General features: G+C 31.6%; 15 protein-coding genes and 1 riboswitch (1 of these 16 only partly in view). Of the genes, 9 read left to right on the top strand and 6 right to left on the bottom strand.

All coding sequences use genetic code 11. The annotated features are described in order from the left end of the window. From FH779_RS16735 to FH779_RS16715, 5 genes are all read left to right on the top strand, one after another. Positions 1-959, top strand: partial view of a TonB-dependent receptor gene (locus FH779_RS16735; protein ID WP_180905510.1) — the end only. Its footprint begins 1039 nt before the window's first position; only the last 959 of its 1998 coding nucleotides appear in the window; its start codon lies beyond the left edge, outside the window; its stop codon occupies positions 957-959. Further along, positions 956-2092, top strand: coding sequence for a YncE family protein (locus FH779_RS16730; protein ID WP_180905509.1), 1137 nt, complete (start codon positions 956-958; stop codon positions 2090-2092). The genes FH779_RS16735 and FH779_RS16730 overlap by 4 nt, the downstream gene beginning before the upstream one ends. 9 nt (positions 2093-2101) lie before the next feature. After that, positions 2102-3265 carry a PKD-like domain-containing protein gene (locus FH779_RS16725; protein WP_180905508.1) on the top strand — a complete coding sequence of 388 codons (1164 nt, stop codon included), beginning with the start codon at positions 2102-2104 and terminating at the stop codon, positions 3263-3265. 19 nt (positions 3266-3284) lie between these two features. Beyond that, positions 3285-4142: a DUF4465 domain-containing protein gene (locus FH779_RS16720; protein WP_219034856.1), complete on the top strand. Its 858-nt coding sequence runs from the start codon at positions 3285-3287 to the stop codon at positions 4140-4142. Positions 4143-4216: 74 nt separating this feature from the next. Then, positions 4217-5770: a DUF5074 domain-containing protein gene (locus FH779_RS16715; RefSeq protein ID WP_244957983.1), complete on the top strand. Its 1554-nt coding sequence runs from the start codon at positions 4217-4219 to the stop codon at positions 5768-5770. 54 nt (positions 5771-5824) lie between these two features. Here the strand turns inward: FH779_RS16715 and FH779_RS16710 are convergent, their stop codons facing one another. Further along, positions 5825-6286, bottom strand: a complete 462-nt coding sequence (locus tag FH779_RS16710) for an Lrp/AsnC family transcriptional regulator (RefSeq protein WP_038336827.1) — start codon at positions 6284-6286, stop codon at positions 5825-5827. A 109-nt stretch (positions 6287-6395) separates the two neighbouring features. Next, a riboswitch (cobalamin riboswitch) is annotated at positions 6396-6531 on the top strand. Between the two features lie 88 nt (positions 6532-6619). On the opposite strand from FH779_RS16710, the gene metE reads away from it, so the two are divergent. Further along, positions 6620-8941 carry a 5-methyltetrahydropteroyltriglutamate--homocysteine S-methyltransferase gene (metE, locus tag FH779_RS16705; RefSeq protein WP_180905505.1) on the top strand — a complete coding sequence of 774 codons (2322 nt, stop codon included), beginning with the start codon at positions 6620-6622 and terminating at the stop codon, positions 8939-8941. An 88-nt stretch (positions 8942-9029) separates the two neighbouring features. Here the strand turns inward: metE and FH779_RS16700 are convergent, their stop codons facing one another. Beyond that, complete coding sequence (locus FH779_RS16700) at positions 9030-9971, bottom strand: hypothetical protein (RefSeq protein WP_180905504.1); 942 nt, start codon at positions 9969-9971, stop codon at positions 9030-9032. A gap of 6 nt (positions 9972-9977) precedes the next feature. Next, entirely contained in the window at positions 9978-10514 is a 537-nt protein-coding gene (locus FH779_RS16695) for a GNAT family N-acetyltransferase (protein WP_180905503.1), read from the bottom strand. Positions 10515-10600: 86 nt separating this feature from the next. Between FH779_RS16695 and yiaA the strand changes: the two genes are divergently transcribed. Next, entirely contained in the window at positions 10601-10990 is a 390-nt protein-coding gene (yiaA, locus tag FH779_RS16690; RefSeq protein WP_038336823.1) for an inner membrane protein YiaA, read from the top strand. 252 nt (positions 10991-11242) lie between these two features. Here the strand turns inward: yiaA and leuS are convergent, their stop codons facing one another. Then, positions 11243-14098, bottom strand: a complete 2856-nt coding sequence (leuS, locus tag FH779_RS16685; RefSeq protein ID WP_180905502.1) for a leucine--tRNA ligase — start codon at positions 14096-14098, stop codon at positions 11243-11245. 110 nt (positions 14099-14208) lie between these two features. Here leuS and FH779_RS16680 point away from each other — a divergent pair, with 110 nt between their 5' ends. Further along, entirely contained in the window at positions 14209-14610 is a 402-nt protein-coding gene (locus FH779_RS16680) for a hypothetical protein (protein ID WP_038336819.1), read from the top strand. A 2-nt stretch (positions 14611-14612) separates the two neighbouring features. On the opposite strand, the gene FH779_RS16675 is transcribed toward FH779_RS16680, so the two are convergent. Both FH779_RS16675 and FH779_RS16670 read right to left on the bottom strand, forming a co-directional pair. Then, positions 14613-15641 carry a sensor histidine kinase gene (locus FH779_RS16675; protein ID WP_038336818.1) on the bottom strand — a complete coding sequence of 343 codons (1029 nt, stop codon included), beginning with the start codon at positions 15639-15641 and terminating at the stop codon, positions 14613-14615. A gap of 9 nt (positions 15642-15650) precedes the next feature. Beyond that, positions 15651-16331, bottom strand: a complete 681-nt coding sequence (locus FH779_RS16670) for a response regulator transcription factor (protein WP_125348867.1) — start codon at positions 16329-16331, stop codon at positions 15651-15653. A gap of 148 nt (positions 16332-16479) precedes the next feature. On the opposite strand from FH779_RS16670, the gene FH779_RS16665 reads away from it, so the two are divergent. Further along, positions 16480-19299, top strand: coding sequence for a TonB-dependent receptor domain-containing protein (locus FH779_RS16665; RefSeq protein WP_180905501.1), 2820 nt, complete (start codon positions 16480-16482; stop codon positions 19297-19299). Positions 19300-19311: the final 12 nt, after the last annotated feature.

The following is a 19311-nucleotide window of genomic DNA, read 5'->3' as shown; positions in this document are numbered from 1 at the left end:
ATTGGGATGTGAATGTTGCAACAGATTATCAGTTTAATAATATGGGAGCAGATTTAAAGAATTTTTCTTTTCCTACTCGTCATACAAATCTTGTAGCGTTCGCGTCTACTTATCGTCTTGGAGGTTTGAGTTTACAAGGAAGTTTATTAGGAACTTTTGTAAAAGAATCAGTAGAAATGAACACAAGTGCTCCAGATAAAAATGTATGGACGCCAACAATTATTGCCAACTATCAACCATTTAAATCTCACGATTTTAATATCAGAGCGTTTTATAAACGTATTTTTAGAATGCCAACATTCAACGATTTATACTACACAGACATTGGTTATGCGAATCTTCGACCAGAATATTCTACACAATATAATGTTGGTTTTACTTATTCTAAATCATCTCAAAATTTCTTCAAAAATATTACGATTCAAGCCGATGCTTTTTACAATGAAGTAACTGATAAAATTGTGGCTGCGCCTTCTGGAAGTTTGTTTCGTTTCACGATGCTCAATTTGGATGAAGTCAGAATAAAAGGGTTGGATGTTAAAATTCGATCAACATTTCAATTAGGAGAAATAGAGGTTTCGCCAATGCTTAACTATGGTTTTTTGCAAGCGTTAGATTATTCGAATCCTAAAAAAAGTTACTACAAAAATCAAATTCCATATACACCAAAACATAGTGGTTCTTTTGTTTTAGCGGCTTCTTATAAAACATGGAATTTTAATTACAGTTTTATTTATGTGGGAGAACGTTACAATGTTCATCAAGATAACATCAAAACAAATCGTCTTAATCCTTGGTTTACAAATGATTTAGGGATACATAAAGAGTTTAGGTTGAATCAAAGTCTATTCAAAGTTTCTTTTGAATTAAATAATATTTTGAATCAACAATATGATGTGGTTTTAAATTATCCAATGCCAGGAAGACAATTCAAGCTAATATTAAGCGCAAACTTATGAGAAATTTCAAACAATTATTCGTCTGTTTTTTAACAGCAATTACTTTTTATGCTTGTCAGCAAGATACTTATTTGATCGAGAAAGAGGAAGAAGGTGTAACCGATCCCGAAAAAACAGATGTTGTTGGTTTTTATTTACTAAACGAAGGAAAAATGGGAAGTAATATGGCTTCGGTAGATTATATGGATTTTACAACAGGAACCTATAATAGAAATATATATGCAACCGTAAATCCTACTATGGTAAAGGAATTGGGAGATGTTGGGAATGATATCAAAATTTATGGAAATAAGTTATATGCGGTTATCAACGTATCAAATTTTATCGAAGTAATGGATGTAAGAACAGCCAAACATCTGGGAACAATTCCTTTAGAAAATGGTCGTTACATCACGTTTGCAAATGGGAAAGCTTATGCATCTTCGTATGCTGGTCCTGTTACAATCGATCCGAAAGCGCCTTTGGGAAAAGTGGTCGAAATAGATACGATTAATTTATCGGTTACGCGACAAGTGACCGTAGGTTATCAGCCAGAAGAATTAGAAGTTGTTGGGAATAATTTGTATGTAGCAAACTCAGGAGGATATCGAGTTCCTGAATATGATAAAACGATTTCTGTGATTGATTTATCAACGTTTAAAGAAACTAATAAAATTGATGTTGAAGTAAACCTTCATCGTTTAAAAAAAGATGCAGATGGCGATTTATATGTGACTTCTCGTGGTGATTATTACAACGTTCCATCAAATTTATATGTGTTGGATAGTAAAACGCATCAAATCAAAAAGAAATTTGATATTCCTGTTTCTAACTTTACAATTGTTGATAACAAACTCTATTATTATTCAAACGAATTTAGTTACACAACTTTCGAATACACAAAAACTTATGGTGTAATTGATACCAAAACAGAACAAGTTATCAACAAAACATTGGTCAATGATCCTGTTATTAATGAAATCGAAACGCCTTACGGAATTGCTGTAAATCCTCAAACCAAAGATCTTTTTCTAACCGATGTCGGAAATTATGTTTCGATGGGTTACATCTATTGTTTTGATAAAAATGGTGCTTTTAAATGGAAAACTGCCGCTGGAAATATTCCTGCTCACTTTGCTTTTGTCTATAAATAAAATTTACATATGAAATATTCTAAAATCTTACTAACCGCACTAAGTTTTGTTTTGATACAAAGCTGTAGTGATGATGAAAACATTATCGAGATTAATCCTGATAATGCTACTTTACAAGTATCTTATGATGCAACACGTTTAAAAATTGTTTTAATTGAACCAACTGTTTCTGGTTTCGAAAATGCAACATATACATGGAAACTTGGCAATGAAATTATTGGCAATGAGAAAACTTTAGGTTTTGTTTCTGATAAAGTTGGTGCTTATGATTTAACATTAGAAATTACTTCAGGAGTAACTTCTAAAACGATAAAAACAAAGGTTAATGTTACACAAGAATTATCTACTTACAGTAAATATATTTCTCAAGTCTTTGATTATTTGCCAGCAGTTGGACAATTCACAAATGCTTTACCAGCTTATGTAACAGGAGAAACTCAAGCTGATATGACAGCCAAAGCTGCTAAGGCTTTAGTAGGAGAAAAATCTACAATGATTACACTTGGAGGTTACGGAGGATATGTGGTATTTGGTTTTGACCATACGATTATGAACCAACCAAACAAACGCGATTTTAAAGTTTTAGGAAATGGTTTTGCTGGATCTTCTGAACCTGGAATTGTGATGGTTGCATATGATAAAAATAAAAATGGAAAACCAGATGACGACGAATGGTACGAAATTGCAGGAAGTGAGTACACGAATCCAAATACAATAAAAAATTACACTATAACGTATACTAAGCCAGACGAAAATAAAACGCCTGTAAAAGGTACTATTGGATGGCAAACAGATATTGAGTATATAAAATGGTCTGATAATCAAGGAAACTCAGGTTATAAAACTAAAAATTCTTATCATAAACAATCATATTATCCATTGTGGTTTGGGCAAAATGAACTAAAATTTACAGGGACATTATTACCAAATAATTATACTGTAAATAATGGTATTTGGACTGGTAAACAACTGGCTTATGGTTATGTTGATAATGCACCAAACAACAGCGAAGATTCAAATATTGATATTGATTGGGCTGTTGATAAAAATGGAAATCCTGTTAAATTATTAGGAATCGATTTTATCAAAGTTTACACAGCAACAAATCAAGAAGCGGGTTGGTTAGGCGAAATCTCAACAGAAGTTGCAGGTGCTTATGATTTGCATTTATAATATAACAAAACTAAATAAAATGAATTTTAATTTTACAAAGAAATTATTCTTTAATTTCTTATTTGCTACATCATCAATCTTTTTATTGACTTCTTGTAATAATGATGACGACAATACTGAATTAGTAGATCAACAAAAATATGAAACTTTAGATTTATCAAAGTTTGATTTAACAAAAGGAACTGCTACAGCCGGAGGAAAAATTTGGGAAGGTACTTATACAGAAGACGCTGAATTAACTTCAGGTATTTTCAAGTTTAAACATACAGCTTGGCCAGAGTATTTAACATGGATGGGATTCACGGTTTCTAATAGTAATGACAATTCTGATCAAATAGATAAAGAAGGCGGTTGGTTAGATAATCAATGGGGTACAATGGCAAAAGGTGGTGCAGATGGACAAGGAACACCATTTTTAGTCTCTTTCGCTGATCACAAACCATCTGAGAAAGTTTTGAAATATGGAGAAGAAGTTAAGATTGACAGATTTTCGAGTGTAGTAGAAATTACTGATACAGCTAATAAATACAAAGCAAAAAATGTAAAGTTAGCTATTAGTCCGTGGCCATATTATGGGATTTTGAATGGTGATGCATATGCAAGAAAGTTTGTAAAAGGAGATTATTTCGCGATTCATATTTATGGTGTTTCAGCAAATAAACAATTGACTACAGAAAAACCTGTAACTCATTATTTTGTTGATTTTAGAAATGGAATAAATAATATTTCAACAAATTGGCAAGATGTGGATCTTTCTGCTTTAGGAGAAGTTAAATATTTAATGTTCTTTTTAGAAACTACAGATGTAGGAAATTGGGGAGCAAACACAGCATTATACTTTACAATGGATAAATTAAAAGTAGAAAAAATACAATAATCTAACATTCTAAATATTTTTATCCGAGGCTGTCATTCATGGATGATGGTTTCGGATTTCTAAAAAAACAATACATGAAGAAATTTTTACTTTCGATTTTTACAATAGCTGCAATTCAAACAAGTTTTGCACAAACAAAAGAATACACAAACGGCGTTTTTATTGTGAATGAAGACTGGTTTGGTAAAGCAAATGGGGCAATTAATTTTATCAATGCAAATGATTCGGTTGATTATAATGTTTATAAAACAGTTAATCCTGGTGAAGAATTTGGTGTAACTTCTCAATATGGAACAATATATGGCGATAATTTTTTCATTGTTTCGAAACAAGAAAATCGTTTAGTTGTAGCTGACTCGAAAACATTACAGAAAAAAGCCAGCTTCGAAACAATTGGTGGTGATGGAAGAAGTTTTGTAGGGGTTGATGCTAAAACAGGATATGTAGGAACTTCAAGTGGACTTTATTTGTTTGATATCGAAAATATGAAACTTGGTTCGATAATCGATGGAACTTCTAAAGTTGGTCAAGTAGGAAATATGATTCGTACATCTAAATTTGTTTTTGCTGTTTCAAGTACTGGAGGAATTTTAGTTATCGACCCAAAAACACATCAAATAAAACAAACGATTGCTGGAAGTTTTATTTCTGTAGTTCAATCTAAAGATGGAAATGTGTGGGGAGCTTTATCTAAAAAATTAGTCAAAATAAATCCTACTACTTTAGAAACTTCAGAAATTGCTATTCCTACGAAAACAGTTCCAGCTCCTTTTGCTTGGAATGCTGGTACTTTTTGTTCTTCAACACAAGATAATACTATTTATTTTTTATCAGGAATCAATGTTGTGAAATACGATGTAACAAATAATAAATTTGAAGAAAGTTTTATAGAGATTCCTGGTCAAGATACAACACCAAAGGAAACATATTATGGAGCAGGTTTAAGAATTGATCCGTTGACAAACGAACTAGTATTAACTACTATTGGTTCAGGTTGGGGAACTAATTCTCAAATTAATTTTGTGCATAGATTTTTTGATAATGGAACTCTTAAAGAGTCGGTGAAATTAAGTGAGTATTATTGGTTTCCTTCAATGCCTGTTTTTCCAGATAATGCGGCACCAATTATCAATGATTTAGAGACAACTTATCAAATTAACACAGCAACAACAATTGATTTGAAAGATAAAGTTTCGGATGTTGATAATTTATCAGCAGCGATTGTAAAAGATTTAGAAATCATCGAGAATAATGAAGTAGCTGAAATTTCGATTAATGATAAGGAAGAATTAGTGATTAATCCATTAAAAAATGGAACAGCTAAAATCAAACTTTCTTTTAATTCGAATGGAAAAGTTGTTTCACAAAACATCACAATTTCATCAGCCGTTTTAGGTACAAATGATTTAGCTAAATCTGCTGTAAATGTTTATCCAAATCCTGTTAATAATGTATTGTTTATTGAAACAAATGAAGCTTCAAAAGCCGAAATTTTCGCTATTACAGGAACTAAAATGACAGAGAAAACACTTCAAAAAGGGAAAAATCAATTAGATGTTTCCTCTTTACCAAAAGGTGTTTACATCATAAAAGTTAACAATTCTACTTTCAAGGTAATCAAAAAGTAGTGTGTTATTTATTTGTGGAAAAAAGGTTGAGCATTGCTCAACCTTTTGTTTTTTTTAAATATTGATTCCGTACGTATTTTTTATTTCAGCCATCACAAAAGAGCTGTGTGTACTTCCGATGCTTTCTAAAGCACCCAATTTATTGAAAACAAAATCTTGATATTGTTTCATATCCAAAACTTGCACTTTTAAGATAAAATCATATTCGCCCGAAATATTATAACATTCCACCACTTCATCAATCAACAAAATATCTTCCACAAGTTTATTCCCAATTGTGCGATCATGTTGTTTTAGCTTGATGCTGCAAAAAACCATAAAGCCTTTGTTTAGTTTTTCGGCATCCAAAACGGCTCTATAATTTTTGATATAACCTTGTTGTTCCAACCTTTTTATACGTTCAAAAACGGGCGAAGGAGATAAATTAACTAAAGCTGCAATGGCTTTTACTGTCAATTTTGAGTCTTTTTGTAGAATTCTTAATAATTCTAAATCGGTTTGATCTAATGTTTCCATCCAAATAATATTCTTTTCAATACGATATTTTATCGTTGTTAAAGTATTTTGTTTTGTAAAATTAATCATATTAAGTGGTATAATCTTATTTTTTCAAGTTTTACAATCGTTTATTTTGTCTTGTTACATTTGTAAAGAAATAAACAATAAATTATTGGGGAATCGTGTGAGAATCACGAGCTGTCGCGCAACTGTGAGTAATGGAAATTACAAGTCAGATTACCAATAGAAACAAAAGATGATACTTTCGCGATTTGAAGTCTGTCTGTCAAAATAGGTTTACTATTTATCAACTCGCGTTTGTGTTTTTTGAACATTAAAAAAACAATCAAAATGCAAACACAAATTTTAGGTTATCCAAGAATTGGCGCTAACCGTGAACTAAAAAAAGCCTGCGAAAATTATTGGGCAGGTAAAATTGAACTACAAGCTTTATTGCAAACAAGCCGTACAATTACCAAACAAAATTGGGCGCTGCAACAAGCTGCTGGTATAGATTTAATTCCGTGTAACGACTTTTCTTTTTATGATCAAGTTTTAGATTTTACGTTATCAGTTGGTGCAATTCCAGCGCGTTTCAATACGGTTGCGCTAAATAAAAAGAACACCGAATTAGACTTGTATTTTGCGATGGCAAGAGGCTTTCAAAAAGATAATTTAGATATTACAGCGATGGAAATGACAAAATGGTTTGATACCAATTACCATTATATCGTTCCAGAATTTGTAAAAAATCAAGAATTTAAATATTTCTCAAATTCTATCGTAAACGAATTTATCGCTGCAAAAAAAGAAGGTTTTAATCCAAAAACAGTTTTAATTGGACCAATTACTTATTTATTATTAGGAAAAGAAAAAGAAGAAGGATTTGATCGAATTGATTTAATTCAGAATTTATTGCCAGTTTACTTTGAAATTATTCAAGATTTAATCAATCATGGAGCAAATACAATTCAGTTCGACGAACCTTTTTTAGCTTTAGATTTAGATGAAAAATCGAAAACGGCTTATCGAGAAGTTTACAAAAAAATAAGAAAAGAATTTCCTCAACTTACAATTCAGGTCGCAACTTATTTTGATGGATTGAAAGATAATACAGCTTTAGCAATCAATTTACCAATTGATATTTTGCATCTTGATTTGGTTCGAGACGAAAATCAACTTGATGAAATATTGAATCAATTTCCTTCTCAATTAAAACTTTCTTTAGGTTTAGTTGATGGTCGAAATATTTGGAAAAATGATTTTCAAAAATCACTTTCAACCATAGAAAAAGTTGTGAACAAAATTGGAGAAAAACGTGTTATTATTTCAACCTCTTGTTCATTATTACATTCGCCTTGTGATTTAGATTTAGAAACAAATGAAAAAAATCTTCCAACAACAATCAAAGATTGGTTTGCATTTGCGAAGCAAAAATTGGAAGAAGTTGCTTTCTTAAAAAATTATTTTTCAAACCCGAATGACGAAAAATTGATTCAACAATATGAAGCGAATCAATTCTCTATCAATAATAGAAAAAATTCTCAATTAATTCATCAAACTCAAGTTAAAGAACGAGTAAATGCTATAAAAGATGAAGATTATAATCGTGCAAATAGTTTTGAACAGCGAAAAATTGTGCAACAAAATGTGCTGAATCTTCCACCTTTTCCTACGACGACAATTGGCTCTTTTCCACAAACACAAGAGGTGAGAAGTTGGCGTGCGAAGTATAAAAAAGGAGAATTATCTGCCGAAGAATATGATGTTTTATTGAAACAAGAAACCAAGCGTACAATAGAATGGCAAGAGGAAATTGGCATTGATGTTTTGGTGCATGGTGAATATGAACGCAATGATATGGTGGAATATTTTGGTGAAAAAATAGCAGGATTTGTCTTCTCTAAAAATGGTTGGGTTCAGAGTTATGGAACGCGTTGTGTAAAACCGCCGATTATTTTTGGTGATGTTTATCGCCCTGTTCCAATGACGGTTTATTGGTCGAAATATGCACAATCTATCACAGAACAAAAAGTAAAAGGAATGTTGACAGGACCGGTTACGATTTTGCAATGGTCTTTTGTTCGAGATGATCAACCAAGATCTACGACGTGTAAACAAATTGCATTGGCGATTCGTGATGAAGTTTCGGATTTAGAAAAAGCTGGAATTAAAATTATTCAGATTGATGAACCTGCAATTCGAGAAGGTTTACCATTGAGAAAAGATGAATGGCAAAATTATTTGAAATGGGCGGTTGATTCGTTCAAATTAGCTTCAAGTAATGTTGATGATTCTACTCAAATTCATACGCATATGTGTTATTCAGAATTCAACGATATTATTCAAAATATTGCTGATTTAGATGCGGATGTTATTACAATTGAATGTTCACGTAGTCAAATGGAATTGTTAAATGCTTTTTCAGATTTTAATTATCCAAATGATATCGGACCTGGAGTTTATGATATTCACTCGCCTCGCGTTCCGTCGAAAGAAGAAATGGTTGATTTGATAGAGAAAGCGGCAAAAGTTATTCCGGCAGATCAATTATGGGTGAATCCTGATTGTGGACTAAAAACGCGTCATTGGGAAGAAACCGAAAAAGCATTAATCGAAATGGTTGCGGCGACAAAAGAATTAAGAAAAATATATACGCCAAAAGCGATTTAAGCTTAACATCCTACTTTAATGACTTAATAAGTAGTGTTGTGTTATTTATTTGTGAAGAAAGGTTGAGCATTGCTCAACCTTTTGTGTTTTAATAATAATTTATCGTTCGTTTTACAACATATTTCAATTCTCCATTGATTGAAATAGAAGCTTTTATCCAATTATTTTTCGAATCATATTCATACGAAACTTGATAAGAAGTTAAAACAGTTTGTCCATTTCGGAAGGATTGTTTTTTGAAGTTTACAATTTCATTTTTCGAATCAAAATCAGCTTGATAAGCTAACGTTTTATTGGCGTCAAATGATTGTAATTTTGAAATGTTTCCATTCTCAAAAAACATTATTTTGCTCGAATTTCCAGCAATTTCTTCCTGAAAAATAGGTGTTTCTTTATCATAAATATAATACGATTTTCGCCCTTTTTTTCCATCAAAAGAAGTCATTTCATCCAAAACCAATAAACCATTTTTGTTATATGTCAAATTATTCTCACTAATCGTAGAACCTTCCACTTTTGTCGTGATTTTATCCAACTTATTCGAATAATTAAAAATCGTTTCATAACTCGATTTTGACGATTTCCCTTCAATATTTTCTGTCAAGTTTATCAACCGATTTTTATTGTCATAAACAAAGGTTTTGTCGGAAGCAATTCGTTTTGGATCTTCACCATTGTTAATAACTGTATTTGTCTGTTTATCAATAAAATTTGAGTTATTGTAATCGTAATTAACATAGTTATAAACAGCTAATTTTCCTTGATAATCCAAATAATTTGTTCGCTTTGTTAACAATCCTTTTTGATTAAATTCTAACGAAATTTGATTGTAAAACTCATTCTCCAAAAAAGGTAAAGTTGTGGTATTTCCTTTTGCATCTGTTGCAGTTGAAGTCACTTTTTCAACCTTTCCTTTCAGATTAAAATCAGCTAAAGTTGTTTTAACTTCATAATCATTTGTCGAAATTTTTTGTGCAAAACTACATGTCGAAACAAGAATTGTACATAAAAGTATAATAGGATGTTTCATGATTAATTATTTCTTCAATTCATACCAAAAGCAATCCAAATCCCACATATCTAGATGAAAAGTTTCAGTGACTTCGAAACCTATTTTTTCTAAAACATTTCTTGATGCTGCATTTTCTGTATGTGTTATGGCATTTAGTTTAAAATCAGTCATATTTTCACGATAAAAATCCATACAAGCTTTCGCAGCTTCTGTCGCATAACCTTTTCCCCAAGTTTCTTTTCGGTAACGATAACCAAAATCTAAGAAATCAAATCGATTATTCATCGCTTCTTTTTCGGTCATGTACTTAAAACCAGTCCAACCAATCATTTTTTCCGATTCTTTCTCCACAACAGCTAATCGTCCATGTCCAAGTTCTTGGTATTGAATCAATAAATTTTCGATGATTTCTCTTGTTTCATCAATCGTTTTAATTGGTTGATTTTTCAGAAATGTATGTACTTCTGGTTGCGAATCCATCTCATAAAAATCTTGCAAATCATCCATCGTAATTGGACGTATGATTAAACGCTCCGTTTCTAATGTTGGTAAATGTTTCATATTTATTGAGTTAAGAATAATCTTTATTGTAAATCAGATTAAATTATTTTTATATTTACAGCTAATCTATTACTAAAATACATAAAATGAAACAACAAAAAGTATCTAATGCTTTTATAGCAGCTTCTTGGATTGCCTTAGGCTCGGGAATGATTGGGTATATTATCGGATTGACGCGCGCCGAAATGGAATTGAACGAGAAAGGTTATTACTTTACCGTTCTTTTATTTGGACTTTTCGCCGTAGTATCTTTGCAAAAAGCAGTTCGAGACCGATTGGAACAAATCCCTGTAACTGATATTTATTACGGAATTTGTTGGTTTGGAACTATTGCTTCAATCACACTTTTAATTATAGGTCTTTGGAATGCAACAATCCTACCTTCGGAGAAAGGTTTCTATGCATTTGCTTTTTTATTGGCAATTTTTGGAGCTATTGCTGTACAAAAAAATACAAGGGACAACATGGCTAATTAATATGTTTTGGGCGTTCCTACGGGCGGGCTTTTCGTTACAATCTTTGCTATTCAGCAAAGGATTTTCACTACAATCCCTAACGCAATAAAAAATAAAATCCTCGCAATTGCGAGGATTTTACTTTTATTTTTGAAACCGTCAATTCGAGTGAAATTCTGAAAGAATTTAGTATCGAGAATAAGGTTTTAAAATTCTGTTCTCGATACAATTTTTATACATTTCATTTCTAAAAATCACTCGAACTGACGAATTTTATCCAACGATATTAATGATTTTTCCAGGAACAATAATAATGTTTTTTGGAGTACGATCACCCAATTGTTTGATTGTACGTTCGTCGTTCATTACAATTTCTTGAATTTCTTCTTTCGATAACGACAAAGGTAATTCTAACAAAAATTTCATTTTACCATTGAATGAAACTGGATATTCTTTAGCATCTGCAATCAACCATTTTTCTTCGAAAACAGGGAAATCTGCATGTGCAATTGACGTTTCATGTCCTAATTTTGACCACAATTCTTCTGCAATATGCGGTGCATAAGGAGAAATAATAATAGCCAAAGGCTCTAAAATTGCACGTTTAGTTGTTTTTAATTTTCCTAATTCGTTTGCAGCAATCATAAAAGTAGAAACCGATGTATTAAAAGAGAAATTGTTTACATCTTCGTCCACTTTTTTGATGGTTTGATGCAACACTTTCATTTCTTCTTTTGTTGGTTCATCTTCCGAAACAAAAAATGTTTCTTCTGTTCCTGAATGATATAATCTCCAGAATTTTTTCAAGAATGAATAAACTCCAGATAAACCTTGTGTATTCCATGGTTTAGACTGTTCAACAGGACCTAAAAACATTTCGTATAAACGTAAAGAATCTGCTCCATATTGATTACAAATATCATCAGGATTTAAGACATTGTAGTAAGATTTTGACATCTTTTCAACCTCACGTCCTGTGATGTATTTCCCATCTTCTAAGATAAATTCTGCATTAGCAAAATCTTCTCTCCAAGTTTTGAATTTTTCTGTATCTAATTCGTCGCCTCCATCTTTTAACAACTTAACATCAATACGGATTGGTGTTGTTTCATGTTGATCTTTCAAAGATTTAGAAACAAAAGTATTTGTTCCATTAATTCTATATGCATAAGCGGTCATTCCCAAAATCATTCCTTGGTTGATAAGTTTTTTTGCATACTCATCCGTTGGAACTAAACCTTTATCGAATAAGAATTTTTGCCAAAAACGAGAATATAATAAGTGACCAGTAGCATGCTCAGATCCACCCATGTATAAATCTACATTTTGCCAATAATCAACAGCCTCTTTAGATACAAAATCGTTGTCGTTTTTTGCATCCATATAACGTAACCAATACCAAGAAGAACCTGCCCAACCTGGCATTGTATTTAGTTCTATTGGGAAAATAGTTTCGTTATTGATTAAAGTATTATCTACAACTTGATTAGTTGTTGTATCAAAAGCCCATTTTGTTGCACGCCCTAATGGTGGCTCACCTTCAGATGTTGGTAAATATTCGTCCACTTCAGGTAAAATAATTGGTAAAGCTTCTGTAGGAATTGTGTAAGGCATCCCGTCCTTGAAGTAAACAGGAACCGGTTCTCCCCAATATCTTTGACGAGAGAAAACAGCTTCGCGTAAACGGAAGTTTGTTTTTCCTTGTCCAAAACTTTTTTCTTCTAAAGCTTCAATCGCTTTTGCAACCGCTTGTTTATAATCTAATCCGTTTAAGAAATCAGAATCTTGTAATTCGAATCTACCTTTTTCTGTAAAAGCAGCTTCAGAAATATCTTGATTTTTGAAAATATTAATAATTGGTAAATTGAAATGATTTGCAAAAGCAAAATCACGTTCATCACCAGCAGGAACAGCCATTACAGCTCCAGTTCCATAAGAAGCCAATACGTAATCACCAATCCAAATCGGAATTTGTTTTCCTGTAAATGGATGAATGGCGTAAGCTCCTGTAAATTCTCCTGTAATATTTTTAGCATCTGCTAAACGATCACGTTCAGAACGTTTTGAAGTATAATCGACATAAGCATCAACTTTTGCTTTGTTTTCTGCAGTTGTAATTTGAGAAACTAAAGGATGTTCTGGTGCTAATGTTACATAAGAAACACCAAAAACAGTATCAGGACGAGTAGTGAAAACTTCAATTTTTTCATCGTTTCCTACAACATCAAAAAAGATTGATGCACCTTGAGATTTACCAATCCAATTTTTTTGAGATTCTTTGATCGGATCTGGCCAATCTAATTTATCTAAACCAGTTAACAAACGATCAGCGTAAGCCGTGATACGCATCATCCATTGTGTCATTTTTTTGCGCACAACAGGGAATCCTCCACGTTCAGATAATCCGTTAATTACTTCGTCATTCGCTAAAACAGTTCCTAAATCTGGACACCAGTTTACTTCTGCTTCTGCTAAGAAAGTTAAACGATATTTTAATAAAATTGTTTGTTGTTCTTTTTCAGAATAGGCATTCCATTGATCTGCGGTAAAGATTTCGATATCATCATCTGCCACAGCATTTACACTTGCATTACCCTCAGTTTTGAATGTTTCAACTAATTTTGAAATGGATTCAGCTTTATCGGTTGAATTATCATAATATGAATCAAATAATTGATTGAAAATCCATTGTGTCCATTTATAATATTCAGGTTCCGAAGTCCTAATTTCACGGTCCCAATCGTATCCCAAACCAATTTTTTTCATTTGGTTCTCGTAACCAGCAATTACATTTCCTTGTTTATCAACACCACCTTCGATATTCGTTGTTGTTGTAATCGCAGGATGTTGACCAGTTTGAATCGCATATTGTTCCGCAGGCAAACCAAAAGAATCGTAACCCATTGGGTGTAAAACGTTGAAACCCTTTAATTTTTTGTATCGAGAATAAATATCAGACGCAATGTATCCAAGTGGATGACCTACGTGTAATCCTGCTCCAGAAGGGTAAGGAAACATGTCTAATACGTAAAATTTAGGTTTTTCTGATTGATTTTCAGCTTTGAACGTCTTGTCTTCAATCCAAAATTTTTGCCATTTTGGTTCGATTTCATTCGGATTATATTGCATTATTGGAAGTTATATTAAAATTAAATTTATGCAAATTTACATTTTTTATGTATCTTTTAGGATAGAATGGCGATATTTGTACATTAACAATCAACAACTAAACCAAATCCATGAAAAAAGAATTGATATTATATTATATCGGTATCCTTATTTTTTTTACTGTCCTTATTTTTTCTGTTCGTCATATTGTAAATACAACACGTATTTTTGTGGGGTACGAAGATGGTTTTAATCCTATTAATATCAAATGGAATTTTGATAAAAAGGATTCAACACTTCGTGTCAAAGATCCTATTTATGTCAGAAGTGATTATTATTTGATTGATTATAAAGACAAAGCATTCTTAAAAAAAGATACAGTTCTTTATGCTGAACTTTTTGAGGATTCATTGGCTGTAAAAGGAAATGTATTGAATTTGAAACCTCCTTATTTTTTGTGGAAAGAGGCAAAAAACGACACGTTGAAAGTTTTTAAACACAACATTACCTTGAAGTTTACGAAGCGAGAATAGTATTAAGCTTTCTGTAAATAGAACGAAAAAGTAGAGCCTTTTCCTATTTTACTTGTCACATAAATTTTCTGTTTATGAGCTTCTAAAATATGTTTTACAATTGCCAAACCTAATCCAGATCCACCATTGTTACGATTTCGAGATTTATCAATTCGATAAAAACGTTCGAAAATTCGGTCAATGTCTTCTTGTTTTATCCCAACGCCTTGATCTTTTATTGAGATTTGAATTTTATCATCATATTCTTCAAAATCGATGTCAATTTCTGTATTTGGATTAGAATAATTGATGGCGTTTACGATCAAATTGATTAAAACCTGTTGAATTTTCTGAATATCACCTACAACTTTTATTGGTTGATGAATAGGATAATTTAGAGAAATTTTGATGTTATTTTTTTCAGCTTTAATTTCTAATAAATCAATAACGTCTTGTACAAGCGCCGTCAAGTTGAAAACTGAAAATTCGATATTGATTCGTCCACGTTCAAGCTCTGCAATCATGTCCAAATCTTTGACCAAATAAATCAATCGATCAACCGATTTATTGATTCGGTTTAAGTATTTATCGCGAATAGATTCATCTTCAACTCCGCCTTCTATGAGCGTTAACAAATAACCTTGAACCGAAAAAAGAGGCGTTTTTAATTCATGTGAAATATTTCCAAGAAAATCTCTTCTGTAATTTTCTCTCTCATTCAAAACATCAATTTCTTTGGATTGATCTTCTGTAATTGTAGAAATTTTTTGAGAAAGTTCTTCAAAATCCATTGTGCTGGATTGAAATTGTGGAATATTTTTCGAGATTTCAGTAAAATCTTTTCTTCGTTGATTTTTTAAAGAAAACCAATAAAATATTGATAATCCAATCAATAAAAGAAGCATTAAACTAATGAAAAATAGTTTTTCTTGGAGAATAAAATCAATATTTCCAAACCATAAAAAAGAGAACAAAACAAATCCTAAAGCCAAGAATAATGTACTGAGAAAGGCAAATAGAAAGATGTTTTGAACTTTGAAAGTTGAAGCCATTACGAGCTTTTAGTCATTTATTTTGTATCCAATTCCTTTGATTGTAGAGAAACGATCGTTCCCAAATTTTTCGCGTAATTTGCGCATATGTACGTCAATTGTACGTCCGCCAACTACAACTTCATTTCCCCAAACTTTCTCCAAAATTTCTTCACGTTTGAAAACACGTTCTGGATTTGAAGCTAATAAAGCAATCAATTCAAATTCTTTTCGAGGTAACAAAAAGTCTTGTCCTTGGTAATTTACTTTATAGGTTTCGCGGTTAATCTCGAAATTATTCAATTTGATGAATTCGTCTTTTGCCGCTTCGTTAGGTTGTTTTAATTTCAATAAAGCATTTAGTTTACTAATTAAAACTTTTGGTTTGATAGGCTTTAAAATATAATCATTTGCACCAGCATCATAGCCAGCTAATTGAGAAAAATCTTCGGCACGAGCAGAAAGAAAAACGACCAAAGTATCTTGAAAAGAATCTAATTTTCTCAACTCTGCACACATTTCCATTCCGTCCATTTGTGGCATCATTACATCTAATAGAATCAAATCTGGGCGAAAAATTTTGGCGTGTTTCAAACCTTCTAATCCGTTTTGAGCTGTTTCTACTTCAAAACCTTCTTTTTTTAAGTTGTAACCAATGAATTCTAAGATATCTGGTTCGTCGTCAACTAATAAAATTTTAATGTTCTTCATAATTGTTTGTAATAACTAAATAAAATTAGTCGATGTAAAATTAAGCTTAAATTTTAGGAGAAATTAGGTAAAAACATTTCTTAACATTCATTTAAAGTTACGATAATTTCATAACAATTACCTAACAAAACCTTTACAATTTCTAAAAATGTTTTTCATTGGATTGCAGCAACTTTGCCATCAAACAAACACGAATTATACAATCGCAATGAAACGCAATTTAACTTTACTTTTATTATTAGGTTCGGCAGCACTTTTTGCACAGACTAATATTAAATTAGAAGGAACTTTATTTGATCAAAAAACAAACCAACCACTTTCTGAAAAAACTTTTGTGGTTGAAGGATTAAATATTCAAGCAAAAACAGACGATAAAGGTCACTACGAAATTTCTGTTCCAGATGATACGTATCAATTAGATATTAAAGTAGATGGTTATCAATCTGTTTCTCAAAATTTATCAGATTCGAATACATTAAATATGTATTTGAAACCAGAAGATTTAAAAGATACAAAGATTGATTTATCAACTGCTGTTGTAACAGGTAGAAAAGATAAATCTGGAGAAGCTTCTTTACTTAATATACAGAAAAAATCTGTAAAAATGGTGGAGAATATTGGTGCAGCAGAATTGGATCGTAAAGGTGTAAGTGATGCGGCTTCGGCAGTTGCGAAAATGGCTGGTGTAACGAAACAAGAAGGAACAGGAGACGTTTTTGTACGTGGATTGGGAGATCGTTATAATTATACTTCATTGAATGGTTTACCAATTCCGTCAGAAAATCCTAGTAACAAGAATGTTAAATTGGATTTATTTCCAACAGACGTTATTGATTATATTTCGTTGAGCAAAACATTCAATGTAAGAATGATGGCAGATTTTGGAGGAGCAAATATCGATATTGCATCAAAATTATACGAAGGAAATGGTTTATTAGAAATTGGAACAGGATTAAATTTGAATTCTAATGCGATTACAAATAAAAATTTCAATTTGCAAGATGGACCAAATTGGTTTGGTTTTCAAAAAACAAAAATTCCAGCAAATGCAACAACTGGATATCATTTTACAAATAGTTTCAATCCACAATCTAAATCTGCTGTAGCAGGAGGTTTCAATATAAAAGGAGGAAAAAGTTACAAGTTTGAAAACGGAGCAAAATTCGGATTCTTTGCAACAGCTGCTTTTGATAACTCAGCTCAAAGTATCGAGAAAGGTTTAGCGGCCTCTGTAAATGCAGAAGGAGCATATTTTAATAACTTTAAAAACTATACTAAAGATAGCTATAATACGAATACTACAGGAATGGTGAATTTGTATTATGATTTTAATCCAAATAATCGATTAAGAGCAAATAGTATTTTTATTAACAATACTTCTCAAAGTTTACAAGAGTATAGAGGTTTTGTTATTGATTTAGTAAATGATGATAATCATGAAGGATTTATACGTAGAGGAACTTACGAAAAAAATCAAGTTTTTGTGAATCAATTATTAGGAGATCATAGATTGGATGATAAATCTGAGTTTCATTGGGGGATTTCTTACAATACTGTGAAACAAGATATGCCAGATCGTTTGCAAAATACGATGCGTTTGGATAAACAAACAGGTCAATATTTTTTAGCAACTCAAGATGCTTCGTTAAGTAACCGTTATTACCAAAATCTTAATGAGAACGAAATTTCGGCAAATTTAGAATATAACCGTGTTTTTGGAGGAGATTTGAAAGATTATAAAGCTAAAGTCTCTGTTGGTTACCAAGGTAGACATAAAGAAAGAGATTTTGAAGCAAATCAATTTAATATGAAGTTTACAAGAAGTGGTATTCAAGCTGATCCAAATAATTTAGACGCAGTATTTAATCAATCAAATTTTGGAGAAGATAAATTGTTTACCATTACTACATTTGATATGGATGGAAATGGAAACTATCGTGCTCAAACTTATAATGGACAAAAAGATATTCAAGTTGGTTTTGTTGAAGTAGAATACAATTTTACAGATCGATTAACAGCTGTTTTAGGGGTTCGTGCAGAATATCTTAAACAAAGTATTGATTGGTACACAGCTTTATCTAAAGGAGAACGCTCATTTGATCAATTCGAATTATTACCAAGTTTGATGTTACGTTATAAATTAACAGATAATCAAAACTTACGCTTCGCTACATCTAAAACATATACACTTCCTCAATTCAAAGAAACTGCTATGTTTGTTTATGAAGATGTAACAGAAACTTTCCGTGGAAATCCAATGTTGTACCCTTCGACAAATTATAATGCAGACATTAAGTGGGAATGGTTCCCAAAAAGTGGAGAAGTAATCTCTTTTGGTGGTTTCGGAAAATATATTCAAGATCCAATCAATACAACAACAATTGCTTCATCATCTAATGATATTTCTTATGCAAATACAGGTGATTGGGGATATGCAATTGGTGCAGAACTAGAGGTTAGAAAAGCAATCTTGGATAACAAAACATCGAATCCAGAGCAGTTAACAATTGGTTTTAACGGAGCTTACATGTATTCTAATCAAGAGTTAGATAATGAGAAAGTGTATAACGAAACTTTGTTTAATGGACAACGAATCAATACCAACTTTACGAATAAAGAAGATGCATTTACAGGAGCTTCTAAATTTATTACGAATGCAGATTTATCTTATTCTAAGAAATGGACAAGTGGAGGAAGTGTAATGGCAACTGTGGCTTACAACTATTTCTCTGATCGTATTTATGCGCTTGGAACTGAAACAAGAGGAAATCAAGTAGATAAAGGATTTGGCACATTAGATTTCATTTTACGTTCAAAATTGAATAAAAATATTGGAATCAATTTCTCTGCTAAAAACTTATTAAACCCTACAATAGACCGTGTACAAGAGAATTTGAATGGAGATGTAAAAACATTAAGTTATAAAAAAGGAATGAACTTCGGTTTATCTGTTAACTATCAATTTTAAAAACAAAATAAA

Source organism: Empedobacter falsenii, from assembly GCF_013488205.1.
In the GTDB taxonomy this organism is placed as follows: domain Bacteria; phylum Bacteroidota; class Bacteroidia; order Flavobacteriales; family Weeksellaceae; genus Empedobacter; species Empedobacter falsenii_C.
Note: the sequence above shows the minus strand (reverse complement) of the source record. Positions and strands in the feature narration are given on the sequence as shown.